Source organism: Burkholderia sp. MSMB1588 (assembly GCF_001546925.1).
GTDB classification, from domain to species: domain Bacteria; phylum Pseudomonadota; class Gammaproteobacteria; order Burkholderiales; family Burkholderiaceae; genus Burkholderia; species Burkholderia humptydooensis.
This window is the reverse complement of record NZ_CM003770.1, coordinates 1,577,571-1,597,999: the sequence shown is the minus strand read 5'-3', so window position 1 is coordinate 1,597,999 and position 20,429 is coordinate 1,577,571. Positions and strand designations below refer to the sequence as shown.

Sequence of the window (20,429 nt, the reverse complement as noted above, 5' to 3'; positions counted from 1 at the left end):
GCATTTCATTCGGATCAACCTGTTGCGATCGCTTCGCCGCAATAGCGGCTTCGCGGACCGCCGGCTGCAATCGCGTTGTCGATGCCGGACACCTGCTCCCGTCTCGCTCGCGTCGACGCGAATCGCGTATCGCGTATCGCGCGGCGGCGCATATTCTTAAATTAGGATGCGCGAGACGCTTTGGCCAGGCCGCGACGCAACGATTCGATGCCGGCGCGCTCGACGTTCGGCGCATCGCGCACGGTGGGCGCCGCCGGCAATCTACGCGGCCGGCCTCGCCCCGGAGCCGCCGGCGCCGCGCGAGCCGCTCGCCCCTCCGTCACCGCGCTGCCGACGAAGAACACGGCTCGCCAGCCGACGTGCGGAATCAGCGCCGCGGTGATGAGCCCGCCCGCCACGCCGCCCACGGTGAAGCCGCACGATACGATCATCATCAGCGATACGCGGATGCGCCACGGACTGTATTCGCCGGCGAGCATCATCGCGTTCGGCATGATGCAGCCGAGCCCGAGCCCCGCTGCGAAGCGCCGATCAGCACCGGACGCCGGCCGATCCGATCGGCAAGCGCGCTGAACACGAGCGAGCCGATCAGCATGCCGAACAATCCGGTGCCAAACACGGGCGACAGCGCCTCCTTCGCAATCCCCCATTCGCGGATCACGACGGGCGCGACGTAGCCCATCGCCTGCACGTCGAAACCGTCCATCACGAGGCACGCCGCGCACAGCGCGACGATCGCCCATTGATATGCGCCGAAGCGGCGGTTGTCGAGCATCTCGCGCACGTCCACTCGCGTCGTCATTCGTCGTCTCCTTGTCATGTCGCCGTCGTCATCCGCGCTGCGCCGGGGCAAAGGGTTTCGCGCTACAGCTCGAGCACGAGCCTCCCGCGCTTCGCGCGCGAGCAGCATGCCATCATGCGCGTGTTCGCCGCGCGCTCGCCCGCGCTCAGCACGCTGTCGCGATGATCGACCTCGCCCGCGAGCACACGCACCTCGCACGAGCCGCACAGCCCTTCCTCGCAATCGCTCTGCACGTCGACGTTCGCGGCGCGCAGCGTCGCCAGCAACGAGCGGTTCGCGGGCACCGTCAGCGTGAGCCCCGAATCCTTCAGCTCGACTTCGAACGGTTGCTCGGCGGCCGGATCGACGCGCGGCGCGGCGGCCGCGAAATGCTCGACGCGCAGCGCGTCCGCCGGCCAATGCGCGGCGCGGGCGGCGAGCGCGTCGAGCATGCGCGCGGGTCCGCACGCATAGACCTGCGTGCCGGGCGCGACGTCGAGCGTGGAGAAATCGTGCCGCGTGCCTTCGTCCGACACGTGCAGGCGAAGCCGCCCGCCATGCAGCGCGGCGAGCGCGTCGACGAACGCCATCGTCCGGCGGCTTCGGCCGCAGTAATGCAGCGTGTAGTCGATGCCGAGCGCACGCGCTTCGCGCGCGATCGCGCCGATCGGCGTGATGCCGATGCCGCCCGCGATCAGGATCGTGCGGCCCGCGTGCGCGTCGAGCCGGAAATGGTTGCGCGGCCCGCGAATCGTCACGCGCATGCCGGGCCGCAGCCGCTCGTGCATCCAGGCGGAGCCGCCGCGGCTCGCCGGCTCGCGCAGCACCGCGATCTCGTATGCGCCGCGCTCGGCCGGATCGCCGCACAGCGAATACTGTCGGGAAAGGCCGGTATCCCCGCATTCGACGTCGATATGCGCGCCCGCGCTCCAGCGCGGCAGCGCCGCGCCGTCGGGCGCGACGAGGCGCACGCGCAGCACGCGCTCGGCCGCGGGCGTCACGCTGTCGACGCACAATGCGCGCCCCGCGCTGCGCGCGTTCGATTCGCCGATCCGCACGGCGAGCGCCGAGCGCCGCGCATCCGCGCGACGCCGCTCCGGATTCGCGGCCGGGTCCCACTCGACCCACAGATGCTCCGGACCGCGAAACGATGTGTTCGGCATGTACGTGAAGCGCTGCTCGGCAAGCCGCATGTGCGGCAGGCGGCGCGTCAGCTCGTCGATGAAGATCTGCATCTCCATCCGCGCGAGATGCTTGCCCATGCACTGATGCGAGCCATAGCCGAACGTCAGGTGATCGGCGCAATCGTCGCGGTGGATGTCGAACAGGTCCGGATCGGCGAAGCGGCGCTCGTCGCGATTCGCCGACGACGTGACGATCAGCAGCTTCGCGCCGGCGGGAATCGCCACGCCGCCGACCATCGTGTCGCACGTCGCGATCCGCCGCCATGCGGCGATCGAGCCATTGTGGCGCAGGCATTCGTCGACCGCGTTCGGAATCAGCGAAGGGGCTTCGCACAGCTCGCGCCACGCGTGCGGATGCTGAAGCAGCAGCTTCAGCGCATTCGCTGTGGCGTTCGCGGTGGTTTCGTGCGCCGCGACGATGCCCGCCATCATCATCGAATGCAGGTACGAATCGGTGACGATGTCCGGATGCTCGCGTTGCATGCGGATGCCGAACTGCATCCAGCCAGGCCCCGAAGGATCCTCGCGCATCCTCTCGAGCACCTTGCCCGCGTACTGCCAGAACTGCCCGACCGCGTGCGCGACCGCGACCTGCTCGTCGGGCCGCGGCCTTCCCCACGTGTTGACGGTGTGCGCGATCGAGTACTGGCGCAGCGTGTCCATGTCCTCTTCGGGCACGCCGAGGAAATGCAGCGCGACCGTGAGCGGCACTTCCCACAGCATCTGGTCGACGAGGTCCGCGCGGCCGTCGTCGACGAAGCGGTCAACGTATTCGCGCGCGAGCCGCCGCACCATCGGCTCGTGCGCGCGCAGCGCATCGGGCGTGAACGGCTCGATCAGCAGACGCCGCCGCGCCATGTGCGCGGGCTCGTCCTCGTTGACGAGCGTGCGGTTCATCGCATAGCCATACGATGCGAGCACCGCGTTTGCGTCGGCGCCCGTCGGCGTGATCTTCTCGAGCGCGATCGACGGGCTGAACGTCCGGTTATCGCGGAAGATCGCCTTGATGTCATCGTAGCGCGCGACCACCCAGTAGCCGAGCTTCGGACTGTAGAACACGGGCTCCTGCTCGCGCGCCCAGCGCACATATTCGGGCGGGTCCTGCTGATAGGCGTCGTCGAACGGATCGAATGCCGCCGCCGCCGCGCTCGCCGGGCAACCGGCTGGATGCGGGGCGACGTCCGCCGAAGCGGGATGGAACGGACACTGCGCGGCAGGCAAAGCCGGCGGCGTGGACACGGGATGCGTCATGGCAGTCCTCCAGTGGTCGAATCACATTTTGCGTAACTCTAGTACGCATTGCGCAAAGCAATGATCGAGGGGTTAACCTGCATCGCATTCCTATCGTAGTCACGCGGCGGGCGCAGTGCGCCTGCCGGCGACGCTCCACCACTCCGCACGACGCACTACAATCCCCGGATGACGAAAAAGGCCCCCTACCCTGAAACCCGCGAGAGCCATCCGTACCCGAACGCGCGATGCGACCGCGTCCGCCGCCGATCCGTCCGCTCCGCGCGAGCGCCGGCAGCGCGTGCAGGCGGCCGCGACCGGCATGGCGGTGCTCAAGGGGCTGGCCCGGCTCGGCGGACGCGCGACGCTGACGGCGCTCGCGGCGCACGTCGACGAGAGTCCGGCGAAGGAGCATCGCTATCTGGCGAGCCTGATCGAGGAAGGCTTCGTGTCGCAGGACCGCGGCACGCAGCAGTACTGCCTCGGCACCGAGGCGTTGCTGATCGGCGTCGCCGCAATGCTCCAGGCCGAGCCGATCCGCGCGGCGGAGCCCGCGCTCGTGCGGCTGCGCGAGACGCTCGCGCTGACGTGCTTCGTCGCGGTGATGGGCAATCGCGGGCCGACGATCCTGCGCATCGAGGAACCGGGGCTGCCCGTGATCGTCAACGTGCGCGCGGGTTCGGTGCTGTCGCTGCTCGGGTCCGCGACGGGGCGGCTGTTTCTCGACCTGCTCGACGACTCGACGATCGATGCGATGGCTCAGGCGGAACTCGCGGCCGCGCTGCGGCGGGAAGCCGACGCAACGAGCGCGGCGCTCGGTTATCGACGGCAGGCGTAGCGTTCGCGTTCGTCGCGTTGCCGATCGAGCAATGCGCTGAAAACTCGGCGTGCGCGCGGCGCCGCCATCCAATCGGAGGTCGTGTTGACGTCAATCGCGGAACCCTCGCAGGCAAGCGAAGCCATCGGCAATCGCAATACCGCCGTTCTCGTCGTCTTCACCGCCCTGACGAATCTCGCCGATGGCGTGACCAAGGTCGCGCTGCCGTTGATGGCGACCACGCTCACGCACTCCCCCGCGCGAGTCTCGGGCGTGTCGCTGACGCTGACGCTGCCGTGGCTGCTCGTCGCGCTTCACGTCGGCGTGCTGGTGGACCGCGTCGATCGCCGCGCGCTACTGTGGATCGCGAACGCGATGCGCATTGCCGCGATAGCGCTGCTCGTCGCCCTGCTGCTGTCCGGCCGCGTCACGCTCCCGATGTTGTACGCAAGCGGCCTGACGCTCGGCGTCGCCGAGGTCGTCGCGCTCACTTCCGCGGCCGCATTGATTTCCGACGCCGTCGCGCCCTCGGGCCGTGAGCGCGCCAACGCGTGGATCGCCGGCGCGGAAACCGTCTGCAACGAATTCTGCGGCCCGCTCGCCGGTGGAATGCTGGTCGCGGCCGGCACGGCGATCGCACTCGGCGCCGTCTCCGTCGGCTATTTCGCCGGCATCGTCACGCTATTTTTCCTGATCGGGCGGTTTCGCGTCGCGCATGCGGCGCACGCGCGCCCGGAGCCCGTGCGCCGGCAGATTGCCGAAGGGCTCGGATGCCTGTGGCATCAGCCGCTGCTCCGGCTGATGGCCGTCGCGCTGACGGTGCTCTGCATGTGCTGGGGCGCATGGCTCGCGCTGATGCCGCTGTTCGCGACAACGACCCTGGGTTTCGACTCGCGCGGCTACGGCGTGACGGTCAGTGCGCTCGGCATCGGCGGCTTCGTCGGCGCACTGACCGTCGCCTCGCTGAATCGCCGCTTCGGGCGGCGCGCCGTCATGCTGACGGATCTGCTCGGCACGTTCGCGATGATGGCCGTGCCGGTCCTGAGCACGAATCTGTGGGCCATCGCGGCGAGCGCATTCGCGGGCGGCCTGGGCGGCACGCTGTGGACGGTCAATGCAAGAACGATCAGCCAGCATCTCGTGCCGGGGCCGCTGCTCGGACGGTACAACGCGGCGGCTCGCCTGTTCAGTTGGGGAGCGATGCCGATCGGCGCGGGCCTCGCCGGCGCGATCGCGGAGCCGCTGGGCATGCGCGCCGCGTTCGCGGTGCTCGCCTTCGCAACCTTGCTGCTGATCGTGCCGTTCCTGCGCGTCGCTGCGACAGAATCGCTGCAGGTCGGCCTGGAACGTCGGCATTGAATCCGCCGCCAACCCGACGACGATTCGGCAACCAAAACATCGTTCGACAGCGCGCCGCCAGCCACGAAGCCGCTCGGCCGAGCGCAGATCCATTGCGCACGCGCGGCCCAATCTTCGCGAATCCAAAACGGCATCGATCGATAACCAAATCGTTCAAAAGTTTACTTGTAGTCAGTCTACTTATGCGCTATCACTAACCCTGAAGTTTTGCTACATCTCCACGCGCCCGCCGTTCGCGCCGAATGCTTCACCGGCTGCGCCCGGCTGCCCGCGACGCATGATCGAGTTTCATCCGTCACACGCTTGACGACGCAACGTCGCTACGGCGAGCCCACGCTCGCGCGGCGTGACGTGTCGCGCCAAGCGCCAGAACGAAACAGGCATTCACGGAGACAAACCCATGCACGCAAAACACTTTTCCGTCGCCCTTCTTTCCGCCACGCTGTGCGTTTTCTCGCATGCCGCCGAAAACGGCGCGTCGTCGAAGGACTTCGCCTTTCAGGACGATTTCGCGCTTCGCCGCGCAGACCTGCTGGTTCGCCAGATGACGCTCGACGAGAAGCTGCAGCTCATTCATTCGAAGTACCAAATGAGCGACGTGCCAGGCGGCGGCGCAGGCTTCATCCAGGGTATTCCGCGGCTTCGCATTCCCGATCTGAACATGGTGGATTCGGCGACGGGCTCGGGCAGCACGTCGCAGCCGAGCACGACGTTTCCGGCGACGATCGGGCTCGCGGCGAGCTGGGATAAACGCCTTTCGTATGCATTCGGCGCCGTGATCGCCGGTCAGTTGCGCGCGCAAGGATTCGCGATGGGCCTGGGCGGCGGCACCAACCTCGCGCGCGAGCCGCGCGGCGGGCGCCTGTTCGAGTATCTCGGCGAAGATCCCGTTCTCGCCGGCGAGATGCTCGCGGCACGCACGCGCGGCACGCAGGACCGCAAGGTGATCGCGACGATCAAGCACTACGTCGGCAACGAACAGGAAACGAACCGGATGGGCGGCAACGACCAGATCGACGAACGCACGCTGCGCGAGCTCTATCTGCTGCCGTTCGAAATCGCGATGAAGGCCGCGCGCCCCGGCAACGTGATGTGCAGCTACAACCGCATCAATGGCGACTATGCCTGCGAGAACACACACGTGCTCACCGACGTGCTCAAGAACGAATGGCGCTTCCAGGGACAGGTGCAGTCCGACTGGGGCGCCGCGCACAGCACCGCGAACGCGATCAACGCCGGGCTCGACGAAGAGGAAGACGTCGGGCCGACCGTGTTCCTCACGCCCGATCTCGTCAAGCAGGCGCTCGCGAATCGCGAGATCACGCCGGCGCGTCTCGACGACATGGTCCGGCGCAAGCTCTACGCGATGATCCGCACGGGCGTCATGGACGATCCGCCACAAGGTGGCAGCGCGATCGATTTCGCCGCGGCCAATCGATTTGCCCAGTATGCGGCGGAACAGTCGATCGTGCTCCTGAAAAATCAGGATCGCCAACTTCCGCTCGACGCCGCGAGCCTGAAGCGGATCGCGGTGATCGGCGGCCATGCGGATGCGGCAGTGCTGACGGGCGGCGGATCGGGCAATACGCGGCATCCCGTCACCGGCGCGTTCGCCGGATGCGGCGGCCTGACGTTCCCGACGACGACGGGCTGCAACTGGTGGCCGAATCCGTGGCTGAAGCTCGACGTGCCGATCGTCCAGGCGATCCGCAACCTCGCGCCGGGCGCGACGATCGCTTTCGCCGGAAACAGCGACCAGCAATCGCCGTTCGCCGCGTATACGCAGCAGCAGATCGATGCGGCCGTCGATCTGGCGCGGCGCTCGGACGTGGCGATCGTCTTCGTCACGCAAGCGGCCGGCGAGGATTTCGGCGAGCTGCGCAGCCTCGCGCTCGCGAATCCGACAAATCAGGACGCGCTCGTCCAGGCGGTCGCGCAGGCCAATCCGCGAGTGATCGTCGTCGTCGAGAGCGGCAATCCGGTGCTGATGCCGTGGCGCGACCAGGTGAGCGCGATCCTTCAGGCATGGTTCCCCGGCGAAGGCGGCGGGAACGCGATCGCCAACGTGCTGTTCGGCAAGGTCAACCCGTCCGGCAAGCTGCCCGTCACGTTCCCGGTGCGAGACGAGGACACGCCGACCTGGGGCGCCGGCGGCACGCTCGCGCCGAACCCCGTCTACTCGGAAAAGCTGAAGATCGGCTATCGCTGGTACGACGCGAATCGCATCGCGCCGATGTTCCCGTTCGGTCATGGCCTGTCGTACACGCACTTCTCGTATTCCGGGCTGGAAGTGAAGCAGCGCCCGGATGCGACGACGGTGTCGTTCACGCTCACCAACGACGGCACGGTCGCCGGCGCCGAAGTGCCGCAGGTCTATCTCGGCGATCTCGACGACCCGCAGGAGCCGCCGAAGCGCCTCGTCGGATGGGACAAGGTGGGCCTGCGCGCAGGCGAAGCGCGGCGCGTGCGCATCGTGATTCCTTCCGAAATGCGGCGCGTGTGGGATACGAACCGGAACGGATGGACGCTCGCGAACGGCGGACGCATTTACGTGGGAGCGTCTTCGCGCGATATTCGACTTCAGCAGCCGTGACGGTGGCGACGGATGGCGGCGGCGCCGCCATCCGATCGGCAATCCGACGCGATCGTCAGGAATGCTCAGGACGCCGGTCATCCGGAATCGGCCATCGAGCGCACGCCTCTTCTTGTTCCCCCTTCTTGCTCCTCTTCCGCGTTCTCTCGATTTCCTCCCGATCTCCTCCGCATCGGACTACCAGAACTTGTAGTTTCCCCTCGCACCTTTCCCACCTACGATGGTTCCCGCAAGCGCACAGCCGACACAAGATGCGCATATCCCGTAAAAACGAGGAAGCAAGACCTATCCAATCAAACAGAAAATCAAATTGCAAACCGCGATGTCGATCGACATGCGTCTCGTCAAGGCGATTCCCGTTTCACGAACTCAAGCATGGCCCGTCTGCAAAGGGCCGACACCCGGCGCGACTGGAGCCGCCGAATCGGCACGACGGTCGTCGTCACCATCAAGATAGGAGTTCGCATCATGGCTACCACCACCGAAGAAGACGTCCTGCTGCACATCGTTCACAACGTCTACAGCGTGACGGGCGGAGAAGTGACTCCGTCGTCCGTCTCGGCCCCGACCGTCGAGCTCAAGCTGCATTTCGACGATCAAAGCCATCGCATCACCGGCTTCGGCCGCATCGCCTGGGGCAAGAACAAGCCGCCCAAGGTCACGTCGGAATTCGTCGATCTCATCATCCACGGTGACTTCGGCTATTTCCCGCCGGTCAAGAAGCAACGCGATCCGAATTTTCCGGTCAAGACCCAGCAGATCAATCTGGTCGGCTATCCGAACCTGCACTGGAATCCGCACTGGGGGATCGGCCCGCAACTTCCGATCATCTTCCACCTGAACGCGGTGATTCCCGTGGGCTCCCAGTCGGGGTACGCGGCGTACAACTATGGCGTCCCCAGCGATCCGGAAAGCAACGTTTCCGTGACCGATGCGACGATTCGCCATTTGCTGTTCTGATCGCGCGGGCGGATCGTCCGCATTCGGACGGCATTCGGCTATCCGGCGCAGGCGGCCGTACCGGATGCGATGAGCGATGACGGATCGCGCGCCGGCGAAGCGAATTCGCCGGCGCGCGATCATTTTCGGAAGCGAGAGCCGAGGGAATCGACAGAACGATCGCCGCGGCGATGCCTGCGTCGTTCTCGTGATTCGCGACGATTGTTGCAATCGTCGCCGATCGAATATCGACGTTGCGTTGTCGCGGCGCCGTCGTTGTTCCGTTCGATCGTCAAATCGAGAGATGATGGCACTCGTGCCGCAAACCGGCTCAGCCGTTCGACGTCTCGAACCGACAGATACGCGCGGGCTCGACGACGATCGATTGTCGTCCGTGAGCCGCTCCCTTTTGTGCGATCAGGAGCCTATAGCCATGCACGAGAATTTCGAGTATCTCGGCCTGCTGGACGTATCGTCGCAATTGCGGCAAGGGCGCCTGTCTCCGGTGGAGCTGACGCAGGCGATGCTCGCACGCATCGCGCAACTCAATCCGCATCTGAACGCATACAACCGTGTCACGGCGGAATCCGCGCTCGCCGACGCTCGACGCGCCGAGCAGGAAATCGCGCGCGGAATCGATCGGGGGCCGCTACACGGCATTCCCGTCGCCATCAAAGACATCTTCGACATGAAGGGCGTCCCGACGACGGCCGGCATGAGCATTCACGCGAACGCCGTCGCCGACGAAGATGCGACGGTCGTCCGGCGTTTGCGAAACGCCGGCGCGGTGATGCTCGGCAAGCTGTCGATGACCGAGGGCGCGTATGCGGAGCACCGCACGCCGTTCGCGGCTCCGCGCAATCCGTGGCATGACGCGTACTGGCCCGGCGCGTCGTCCAGCGGCAGCGCCGTCGCCATCTGCACGGGACTCTGTTACGCCGCGCTCGCATCGGAAACCGGCGGATCGATCCGGCTTCCCGCGGCAGCCAACGGCGTCACCGGCATCAAGCCTACATGGGGCCGCGTCTCCCGCCATCGGACCTTCGAACTCGCCGCGACGCTCGATCATGTCGGCGTCATTGCACGCTCCGCCGCCGACGCGGCCGCCGTCCTCGGAGCGATCGCGGGCACGGACCCTGCCGATCCAACGACATCCCGATTGCCCGTCCCCGATTTCTCGAAAGCGCTGACTCGCGATCTGAAAGACATCCGGCTCGGCGTGGACGATTCGTGGCTCGGCGCTCGCCTCGACGACGCGACCGAGCACGCGATATCGAACGCCATCGCGGTACTGCGCGAACTCGGCGCGGAAATCGTCGCCGTGACATTGCCCGACGTGAGCGACATGATCCGGGATTGGTTCCCGGTCTGCGCCGTGCAAACGGCGCTTGCACACGAGGCCACGTATCCGTCGCGCAAGGACGAATACAGTGCGAGCCTCGCCGCGCTGATCGAACAGGGCCGCGCACTTTCCGGAATGGCGCTCCAGCGATTGCTCCTGCGACGTGAGGTCTTCCAGGGCAAGCTCGCGGCCGTGTTCGACGTCGTCGACATCGTGGCCCTGCCGGTGCTCGCTGGCGGCGTGCCGACGATCGAGCGGATGTCGAAAGTCGACGACGCTTTGATTGCAGATCTCCATCGGTTTACATGCCCGTTCAACATGGCGGGCATTCCATCCATCGTTCTGCCGTGCGGCATGTCCGCGAACGGGTTGCCGCTGGTGTTTCAGATGATCGGCGCGCACTTTTCCGAAGCCAGGCTCGCGTGCGTTGCGGATGCGTATCAAGTGGCGACGGAATGGCACCTGCGACACCCGAGGATGTCGGGCACCAGCGCGATCGAACAGAAAAACTCACGCCGCTGATGCGGGAAACAACCGGCATCGAATCCGCCCGCGAGCGGCTGCGCCTCCCGGGTTTGAAGCCCGCTCGCTTCGCCAAAGGCGACGGCGTCCGTGCGGGAGCGGACATCGGAGCATGCAACCACGAGCCGTAGCGAATACGAACACGTGTACGCCGCCGGCTCAACTGCTTTCCACCTTAAAAAAGAAGCCTCTGTTGAATTCTGAGTGGGTGGTATGGTCCGATTTTTCGCATAACAAGACGAAGGGAAGTCATGCATAGTCAGTTGTTCGAAGCCGCATTGGGTGTGAGCGATCCGTGGTTCGTGAGCGGCGTCGATTTCGACGCGGCCGCCAAACGGCTGACGATTCAGATCGACTTCACTGCCGGCACCCGCTTTCCGTATCCGGAAGTGGCCGGCGCGCATCCCGTGCATGACACTGTCGTCAAGCGCTACCGGCACCTGAACTTCTTTCAGCACGACTGCTATCTCGAAGTGCGCACGCCGCGCGTGAAGCTGCCCGATGGCCGCGTCGCGCTCGTCGAGCCCGGTTGGGCCAGCAAGCTCAGCGGCTTCACGCTGCTGTTCGAGGCGATGGTGCTCACGCTCGCCCAGCAGATGCCTTTTGCCGCGGTGGCCCGCGCCGTTGGCGAGTCGTGGCACCGCGTGCACGCGATCTGCAAGCGCTACGTCGAGCTGGCGTTGGCCGAGATTGATCTGTCGGACGTGACGAGCGCCGCCGTCGACGAGACTTCCTACAAGCGCGGGCACAACTATCTGACGCTCGTGGCCGACGCCAAACAACGCAAGGTCGTGTTCGTTACCGAAGGCCGGGACGCCGCCACCATCGAGCAGTTCGCCGCCCATCTGCAAGCGCACAACGCCACGCCCGAGCAAATCACCTCGGTCAGCATCGACATGTCGCCGGCCTTCATCAAGGGCGTCAGCGAGCACCTGCCCAACGCCCGCATCACCTTCGACAAATTCCACTTCGTCGCTCAGGCATCGTTTGCTCTGGACAAGACGCGGCGGCTCGAACAGAAGACCGACCCGGACCTCAAGGGCCTGCGCTGGGCACTGCTCAAGGACCGCGACCGGCTGAGCGTGGCGCAGCGTGCCGATCTGGACGCGCTCGTTGCCAACATCACGACCAAGCGCACCGCCCGGGCCTGGCTCTATCGCGAGCAATTGCGCGACATCCTCGATCGCAAGCAGATCAACGTCGTCTCCGAGATGCTCGAGCAGTGGTGTACCAACGTGATGCGCTCCAAGGTCGAACCCATGAAGGAGGTTGCGCGCATGATCCGCAAGCACTTCGACGGCATCGTCGCCTGGACCCGGACGCGTCAGACCAACCGCTTCCTGGAAGCGCTCAACGGCTTGTTTCAGGCCGCCAAGCGACGCGCGCGGGTTACGCCAACCTCACCATCATGCGTACCGTGCTGTTCCTGATCGCCGCAAGCTCGACTTCGATTCAATCAACCCGCATGCGGCATAACCCACTCAAATTTCAGCAGAGCCTCAAGAGTTGGAGCCTCCACCAAATTCGGGGCGATTCATGTCGTTTTTTTCTGGGGCCTTATAATTCTTATTTTTACTATACGGTCTGAAGTCCCAGTATGCACAACACTTATAGGCCTGTCGACATCGCTTTCGGTCAGGCTTCTTCTCGGAGTGCTACCGAGTGGCATACCATCGCCTCCAGGAATCCCAGAGTGACTCACATCCACCATACTTTCTCCGAAGATGTGCATATAAAAACCAATAATCCACTGCGGAGAAAATCGCGCAAATACAGCGGGCACATCTCCTGAAAATCTTTCCGGCAGCGTGCCTGAAATCAATTGATTCAATTCTGCATTAGTCACCGCTGTTCTTACCTTGCGGATAAAAGCAATTATCTCCTGAATATCCTCTGAGCTCAGATTTTCATTACCGAAGTAATGCTGTAGAATCGTCTGCAGCTCGGCCTTCGCATCTGGATCATCTGAGTCCATGATCTCCTTGAGGTCAGACAGATTATTTTCCGCGTTCTCAAGTGCGGTCCGAGCCTCATCAGCGTCATAATCCAATTTCCCCGCGTAGATGCCCACTCCGCCCAATAACAACATACCTCCAATCAGCACGCCGGCCTTTGCTTTTGAATGCGATGGTATGTCTTGCACAAGACGAAGAAATACCTGCCCGAAAGCGTCGGTGGAAGGACGGGTATTGGTCAGATCGTTACCTGTAATCATAGGATCGCGTGAATCGCGTGCTGACTGCCCTGGCATCAACGTACTGCGATCGGTGGGGTAGACTGGACGCGTCGCCGGACGATTTGTCCCTGTCCCTGTGAAACCATTGATGTAACGCGTTGCCGCATTGCCGGTCTGTGCAGTATCGCCTGCCGAGCTCCTCCCCAGACTCATTGCATTGAAACCATTGGGGATCACTGTCCGCCCCCTGCGTCTCCTTCTTCCCCTCCTGGTACTACCGCCTGCAGATGATCTTGTATTGCCGGAGATGTGCGCCAAGGAATAGGTTTCGGTATTGCCTGCCTGGGTTGATGAGGAACCGCTGATACCCAGTCTCCGTCTGATCGAAAGCACAGCTTCGGATACATGAAAAGCGGCAGCATTACCCCCGTTCGACACTGCGCTTGCGACTGGATTGCGGTACGGTTCGGAAAATGAACCGTCATCAGGATCGGTGCCTCTTCTCGGGGTGAATTTTCCAGAATATCCTTTAACCCTCACCTGCAATTTATTGGCTATCGCCTGGGCCTGAGACAACGGCCCCAGTGTGTTGCCATAACAGGATTGCAGTTCGATATATCTGATATCCTGCAATTTGATCCCCTTGGAATCAAGATAGTCACGAATCACTGCTGCGACGCCATCAGCCGTATAATGACCAGTGTCTCCAGGGTAGCCGTGAGCCCGAACAATCACGGTATTGTTATTGGGTCCCATTTCGATATAACTGCCTTCACCGAAGGGTTTGTGAAAACGGCCGCCCTGTTGAGGAGATTGCGCACTATTTACCGCCCCGCCATTGTCAAGAGGGTAGACCATATCACTACTCTCTTTCTGAACTCCGGCGATTCCTTTTTGCGCAGCAGATGTGCCAGGTTGCGGCTCTAAATCAAAAAGCAAAGATCCTTTTGTCGATGTTTTTCCTGCCGATGCAGTGTTATCACCTCTATCGGCTCCTTGACGCTCGGTATCGAGCTTTCTGGAAGGACTGTTATTCGGGTTACCTCCTGGCTTGCTGTCAATTTTACCGTTAGCAATCGAAAGCGCCCGCTCGCCAGAAAGTTTAGAGGGGCCATCTTCTCCTTGAGTGTGCCTGACATAAGTCTCTTGCACTTCATTGGCTGACGTAAAGGTAAAAACAGACTGTGAGGCGGCAACATCACCCTGGTGGTTAAAATACTGATTAAATAAGTTAATTCTGTCTCCATCCATTTTGTGCTTGTAATGGCTTTTAGAGACATTTTCGCCAATGTTATTATATTCACCAGACGCATCCGAGCCATTAAGTGCAAGTAAAAAGTCAGAACCATTGACTTGATACAGGTAAATACCATTCTTATCCACGTGCACATAAACCACATGATCATAATGAATGGTTCCATCCGGCCGGCGTTCCCCAACATGCATAAAACCAGATTCAGTGATATTGGCGGAGGCAAAATTTGTCATAGGTTGTTTATTCTGCAAGCCAAATACCTGGCGATAATTATCAGAATCCATTATTTCACCACGATCGTTGGGCCTGGCCACTTTATTGATCAACCAATCATTTGCCCCGAAACTAATGACTCCGGCTTGTTGTGCATCATTAAATGCGCCCCGATAACACGCTAAACTGTAACCGGAGGGATCTCGCTTACTAGCCCGGTTAATTTGTGCATCCAGGTCAGTCGAGCGTAACTTACCCCTGCCTCTGAAGCGCCAAACGGCTTCCTGTAACCACCATCCTTTTTCCCAGGTATCGCCATTATTTCGGGAAACTTCAAATACGCCATTGCGCACTCTTCCTTGCATGACATTTGCAAAGAATTTAAATGTCTTGAATTTTTCATTAGGCACCTCGCTTTTAATTCTTGAAAAATATTGTTCCGGATCACCTTCATTTTCCACATGCCTAGTAAATTCAGCCTCGGCATCCGGCCTGGTTCTTTTCTGGTCTTGTACCACGATATTGGGCTCCCGGGGGACGCTACCCTTACGTGCTCCTCCCTCTTCCGGCAGTTTAGACTTGCCACCGGCGTTTTGCAGCGCAAACGCGAGCATATGAACATTGCTGCCCTTTTTCCAGGTGACCCCACCATCAAGGGATATCTCGATCGATTTTCCTTTTTTTCTACCCAGCATTTCTGTCTGGCCGATCTTGAATTTTCGCCCTGATGCAGCGCGGGAATGATTTGGCTTTGAAGTTTCTTGACCTTTTGCGACAGAGGGGGATTCCTGTGGTTTAACAGAGGTTCCTGCCTGAGTCTTACCCTCTGTGCTCGATCCCTTCTTACCCAAACGGGACCACATTTCCCGCGAAATATTACGAGCCTCTACACTGTTCATGCCCGTTGCAATTAAGGCCTGGTAAATCGCCAGCGGATCCCCGGTTTCTATGGCCTGCTTTATGGCGTATCCCATCTCGGTCAGATCAACCGTTTTTCTTCCAATCTGTAATAAAAATTTAAAACCTTTCTCTCCTGCCTTGCTGAATTTCCCTATACGACCGGCGACTTTCCCGCCAGGGATACAATTAAGAACCAGGCCAGCCACCTCTAAGGGATCGGGATCCTTACCCTCCGCCAAATCCGCGGTAATTCCCGCCACGGATTGCGCGACACCAAGGACAATTCCTGCACCGGTAAACGAGGTGACCGCCCCCACAGTCGTATCAATCCACGCCCCAATGTATTTCGCCTGCTCAACTCTGTTCTCTGTGGTTTCTATGCTGTCGCCGCTAACATGGCTGACGACCAGTTGCCCTTGTCCGGCAAGCGTTGCAAACGGGCGCGAAAAAGCTCGCAGATATTCTGCCGGTGTTAGTGCAGCCCAGGTAAATTCCAGCTTATAGGCCACCGGAGTGGCACTCACATCTAGATCCGGTATCTGAGAGCCAACGATGGCTTTTTGCACCACATGCCTGTTGTGGTCTATCGTTGGGCGTTTTTTGTATTTATCTTCGATACCCACGGCAAGCTGCTCGGAAAGTTCATAAATATTTTTTGCCGTCGGGCTGTTGTAGTTGAAGTATTGATTAAAATCCCAGGTCCCTCGCCTGATATGATCAAAGGCCTGAAACCCGTTGCTGCGCCATAATCCCGCTTCGTGGGCATTGTCTGGAAGATTAGATCTCAACCCAGATTCAATATCACTGCCACGCTTGACATAAGCGTAGGGTTGATTCTCGTTATCCAGATTGACAAGTATGCCGGATTTGGCGCCAGGACTATCAGGAATAAAAAAAGCGTTCGTCGCGGTGTAGCCATAGAAATCAACGGGGACGACGCATGATATTCCAATTCTCGCATTATAAGCATTTCTTTGAGCCTGCTCAGGCAGCGCATTATCATTTTGAATTTGCATCAGTATATTGTTTATAGCATACAAATACGTTAATCTTTTTTTATCTTTCGACAGTTTCTTGTATTCATGGTTGTCAATCAATCGTTCAAAATCATTGCGCGCTCTACGTCTTTGCGGAGCATAACGCGCAACGTCATGATCGCTTTCACCATGAAATTCAGTGAATGGTCTTATTATGACTTTCTGTTCGCGAGATTCATAAAATTCTCTTCGGTAATCATTCTCATCCAGGCGATTTGGATCGGATGGGATGATAGTGTCGTGTCCGGCATCTTCGGCATATAAGTGTAGCAGTTCATGGAAAAGCACGATACTGGGGTGTAAATCACGCCAATCTTCGATGTGTTCTTCTCGATCGCTACCGTAATAGGTATTATAGGGGTCAAAATAAACGACATTCCCGACAACGCGACTACCGAAATAATGCCGACCATCCTGCTCTGTTCTCAGCCAATCTTCATGATGCGGCGGACGTATCTCAATCACATGATGCTTTAGCTTCTCTAGCAGGGCACGCCCTGACGGATGTTTCTGAAGTTCTTCAATATGCTGGCGAACGGCAGAACGGAATTCGCGATCTCCCTCTATCAAGATAACGCCACCATTATTGAGTATAATCCCCCCTTTGTCCTCCTCATCTTCCGGCGACAGTTGCGTATCTCTCTCCTCGGGAATGATATCTCCTGGCCGCAAAGGTGATATCGCCCTGCGTATCCCTTTAAACCCGCTCATGAACACGCCTTCCATTGCACTATCAAATGCCATCCCTTTCAGTGAACTAATTTTAATTTTTTCACTCTTCTTGCCTTGTGTCATTCTTTCATAGACAGCGCTGAAGGTTTTTTCTTTAGATTCCACATGGTGATTATAGATTGCCGCCCCAGCCGTGACCCCCGCCCCTATCCCTAACTTGATAACCCCTGGCAGAGGGGCCGTCACCAGATTAAAGCCAAGGTGCGTCAACTTTTTCCCCAGCATGCCATAGATGGCCTTGTAAGGTCTGTCCTGACCAGGCATCGTGTAATTATTTATCTTGTTAACTTTATAGGGGATCTTTATTGTCGCCTTGAGAACCTTATATGGCATCCTGATCATGCTCGCCAGACCAACGGTGACCGTGTCCAACGCCTGTTCAAAACTTAACTCGACAACCAGACGTGCGGTGCCTCTCGTGACACTTTTTTGCCCCCAACTGACGATAAATTCAACAAGGTTCTTTTCCAGTGCCACGTACTCATCAGGGCTCATGGGCAACTTCAGCTCATCATCTCTGGCGTTTTCAAGCTCACCGGCAAGCCGTGTAGCAAAGAGGTAGCCCTCAGGGTCGCCGGTTGAAAGCGTAGCGTCAAGCAGCCCCTTGTTTTTCAGTGAGGCAAACACCCCCTCTACATCAGGCACCTGCCAATTGCTGCGGCTCCGCTCTTTGGCAAGATTTGCCCAGTGTTTGGCAAGCCGTGCGCCACGTGAATGCTCATCCAGAGGCCTCTCGGTGAACCATATTGACTTTGTCGATATATATTCCTTGACTTTTATCGCCAGTAATTGCGCCTTGTTAGCCTGTTTTTTGGCTTCGATAAAATCGCGTGCGGGGTGTTCGGCCGCCAGCATGGCTTTTTCCAGGGCTGCAACGGCACCTGTTAGGTCCTTGGCAATATCAGGCAGAAGTTTATTAACCGCCTTTAGAGGGGCGGCAATGTCAGAAGAAAGCGGTTCATCAAGCATTTTCTCGACGGCAATCCGCTGCCGATTAAGCACATCCTGAATACTCTCCTGCGTTTTACCGAAACGCGCCACTATCTTGCGGGCGTTGGCGATATCACTGTCCAGCAACTGGCTTAGCACGGTCAGCTTTGCTGCCATTTGACCTTCCGGTTTCTCCTGCTCAATCCTGTCATGTACCCATTGCCTGACCTGAGTATAAACATCATCTTCACTCGACTCATTGGCCGAAATATCACTGTCCTCCTTTTCATTCCCATTGTCATATGTCATTGCGCCAGAGAGAAACAGGCCCTTTATTTTTTTCAGTTCTGCTACTTTTGACAATATCGCCCCACTGGCGTACTGAATTTTTATTGCCGGCTGTTGCCATTGCCATAAGATACTTCTGGTGATGGAATCGGCAATGACATTCTCGGGTGTCTTTGATGGGGTTGCTGTTGTATGCCCGTGCTGTATGACTCGGGCAGCCCTTCTCCCATACTTTGAAGCTAGGGTCCCCGCGATAGCGAGCTGTAACTTTCCCTTCTTAAAATTGGCCTTGAGTTTATGGGGAGAGGTCTTTAACCATTGCAAAGGCGTGGCTTTCTCATCATCATACGTTTTCCCTATCATCTCGGGAACGGCATCCGGGCCTGACGACATCAGCCCTTTCGTCAATTCTCCGGACAGGCGCTGGAGAAAGGTCGCGATGTCACTAAAGAAAGCCTGAGCGCTCCCCGACAGTTCGCGGGCTTTCTTGTTGGCTTTCTCTGCATCACGGCGTGCCGTCTCTATCACAGCGCCAAAGGTTGCCGGTTTGTCGGCTTCCCAAGCCGTCACTCTGGCATGCATGAGCGCGGACCAAGCGGCGTTATCTGCAGCATTCGCCATCATCCGCCCTAGGGCCTGCGTCACTGCCGCCTCGTCGTCGGAGGCGAAAGCGTTGGTGAGTTCGGAGACAAGCACTTCGCGCACAGCATCTTGCAGATTTTTCGGCGTGCTGTAGTCCACAATTGACCCTAACGCATGGGCAACACGGGTCAGCGTTTGCAAGGTCGACTCCAGCCGCCTTACCAGCGCCTGGGCCGCGTTCCGGCTCCCCAACGTGTCAGCCCCCCCTGCCACGGTGCTTTTGCTCGGCAGTTCATTTTTAACCCAGTCCTGAATCACGCTCCCCGAAAGCCGGTCAATGAACCGTTCAAGCTGGCGGATTTGCTCCAGCAGCCATGACTGGTCAAGACGGCCTTCCAGGGGTGCATGGAGGTATATCAGGGGCTTGACAGCGGCTATGGCTTCCCGGAGCTGTGTAAATAATATGGGGTCAACCTCGGGCACCTGACTGTTGTACCCCTTGCGCCTAAACTCTTGTGCTTCGTGTAAATGCGCCTTGCGGATAAACGAGAAAAAGTCATCATCGTTGCTCCCGGCCTGCCGCCGCGGCGGCGAAAGTTTCCCCCCCTCATCGGGTGGGAATGAGCCTGCTTCATCCTGACCATAGCCATACCATTGAGACATCGCATCCACTTTCTCCTTCGTGCGATCAACAGTCCGCGTTTCTTTCTCGAAAGTGTTATTTCCCATTTGGCCCCCCCCAGGACAAAGTGAATACGGTTGATCTGAACCGCCCCGGATTTGGTGTGGGCTCCAACTCTTGAGAGCATGGAGCCATGAACAAGTCGAACAAGTTTTCTGCTTAAGTCTGTGAACGTCCAGTGCGCATGGCGCGAGAGCATCGCGACGAGTATCCGTCACGGTGGGCGACAATCGAATCCATTGCCCCCAAGATCGGCTGCACGAGCCAGACCTTGCCGGGGTGGGTCAAGCGAGAAGAAGTCGACAGCGGCGAGTGCGAGGGCGTGACCATGTCAGAACGCGAACGGATCAAGGCGCTGGAACGCGCAGTCAAGGAACTGCGCCGCGCCAATTCTATGTGGCGTTCGTAATCGACGTGTTCGCCCGACGTATCGTCGGCTGGCGCGTCAGTTCGTCGATGACCACGGACTTCGTTCTCGACGCACTTGAACAGGCGCTGTACGCTCGCCGGCCGGACAATGACGGTACGCTCATTCACCATTCCGACAGGGGCTCGCAATACGTCAGCATTCGCTATAGCGAGCGGCTGGCCGAGGCCGGCGTCGAGCCGTCGTTCGGCAGCCGGGGAGACAGCTACGACAACGCGCTGGCTGAAACGATCAACGGCTTGTACAAGGCAGAACAGATTCATCGTCGTGCGCCGTGGAAGACGCGTGAGTCCGTCGAATTGGCAACACTCGAATATGGGGCGCCTGGTTTAACCACCATCGGCTCATGGAACCGCTCGGCTATAGCCCGCCCGCTGAAGCTGAGGCAAACTACTATCGGCAATTCAGCGACACCATCGCCGTGCCGGCATCAACTTAAA

The 20,429-nt window shown here is 59.8% G+C and carries 6 protein-coding genes and 4 pseudogenes; 7 read left to right on the top strand and 3 right to left on the bottom strand.

What is annotated here, in order from left to right; genetic code table 11:
* Positions 1 to 320 precede the first annotated feature (320 nt).
* Positions 321 to 802, bottom strand: a pseudogene (locus tag WS92_RS06310) (4-hydroxybenzoate transporter); the annotation flags it as partial.
* A gap of 62 nt (positions 803 to 864) precedes the next feature.
* The gene (locus WS92_RS06305; RefSeq protein ID WP_059932340.1) at positions 865 to 3,216 is read right to left on the bottom strand and encodes a cytochrome P450/oxidoreductase; all 2,352 of its coding nucleotides are present in this window, start codon (positions 3,214 to 3,216) and stop codon (positions 865 to 867) included.
* A gap of 115 nt (positions 3,217 to 3,331) precedes the next feature.
* Between WS92_RS06305 and WS92_RS06300 the strand changes: the two are divergent.
* From WS92_RS06300 to WS92_RS06275, 6 genes and pseudogenes are all read left to right on the top strand, one after another.
* Positions 3,332 to 3,976 (top strand): annotated as a pseudogene (locus WS92_RS06300) (helix-turn-helix domain-containing protein); the annotation flags it as partial.
* Between the two features lie 141 nt (positions 3,977 to 4,117).
* Positions 4,118 to 5,371: an MFS transporter gene (locus tag WS92_RS06295; protein ID WP_059932344.1), complete on the top strand. Its 1,254-nt coding sequence runs from the start codon at positions 4,118 to 4,120 to the stop codon at positions 5,369 to 5,371.
* A gap of 400 nt (positions 5,372 to 5,771) precedes the next feature.
* Positions 5,772 to 7,964: a beta-glucosidase family protein gene (locus WS92_RS06290; RefSeq protein ID WP_059932346.1), complete on the top strand. Its 2,193-nt coding sequence runs from the start codon at positions 5,772 to 5,774 to the stop codon at positions 7,962 to 7,964.
* Positions 7,965 to 8,432: 468 nt separating this feature from the next.
* Positions 8,433 to 8,924 (top strand): DUF1842 domain-containing protein, encoded by a 492-nt coding sequence (locus tag WS92_RS06285; protein WP_015603734.1) that lies wholly within the window; start codon positions 8,433 to 8,435, stop codon positions 8,922 to 8,924.
* 412 nt (positions 8,925 to 9,336) lie between these two features.
* Positions 9,337 to 10,767 (top strand): amidase, encoded by a 1,431-nt coding sequence (locus WS92_RS06280; RefSeq protein WP_059932348.1) that lies wholly within the window; start codon positions 9,337 to 9,339, stop codon positions 10,765 to 10,767.
* Positions 10,768 to 11,018: 251 nt separating this feature from the next.
* A pseudogene (locus tag WS92_RS06275) lies at positions 11,019 to 12,243 on the top strand (ISL3 family transposase).
* 58 nt (positions 12,244 to 12,301) lie between these two features.
* On the opposite strand, the gene WS92_RS34350 reads toward WS92_RS06275, so the two are convergent.
* On the bottom strand, positions 12,302 to 19,609 hold the full coding sequence (locus WS92_RS34350; protein WP_141667979.1) for a DUF8038 domain-containing protein: 7,308 nt from the start codon (positions 19,607 to 19,609) through the stop codon (positions 12,302 to 12,304).
* Positions 19,610 to 19,746: 137 nt separating this feature from the next.
* Between WS92_RS34350 and WS92_RS31335 the strand changes: the two are divergent.
* A pseudogene (locus tag WS92_RS31335) lies at positions 19,747 to 20,428 on the top strand (IS3 family transposase).
* Position 20,429: the final 1 nt, after the last annotated feature.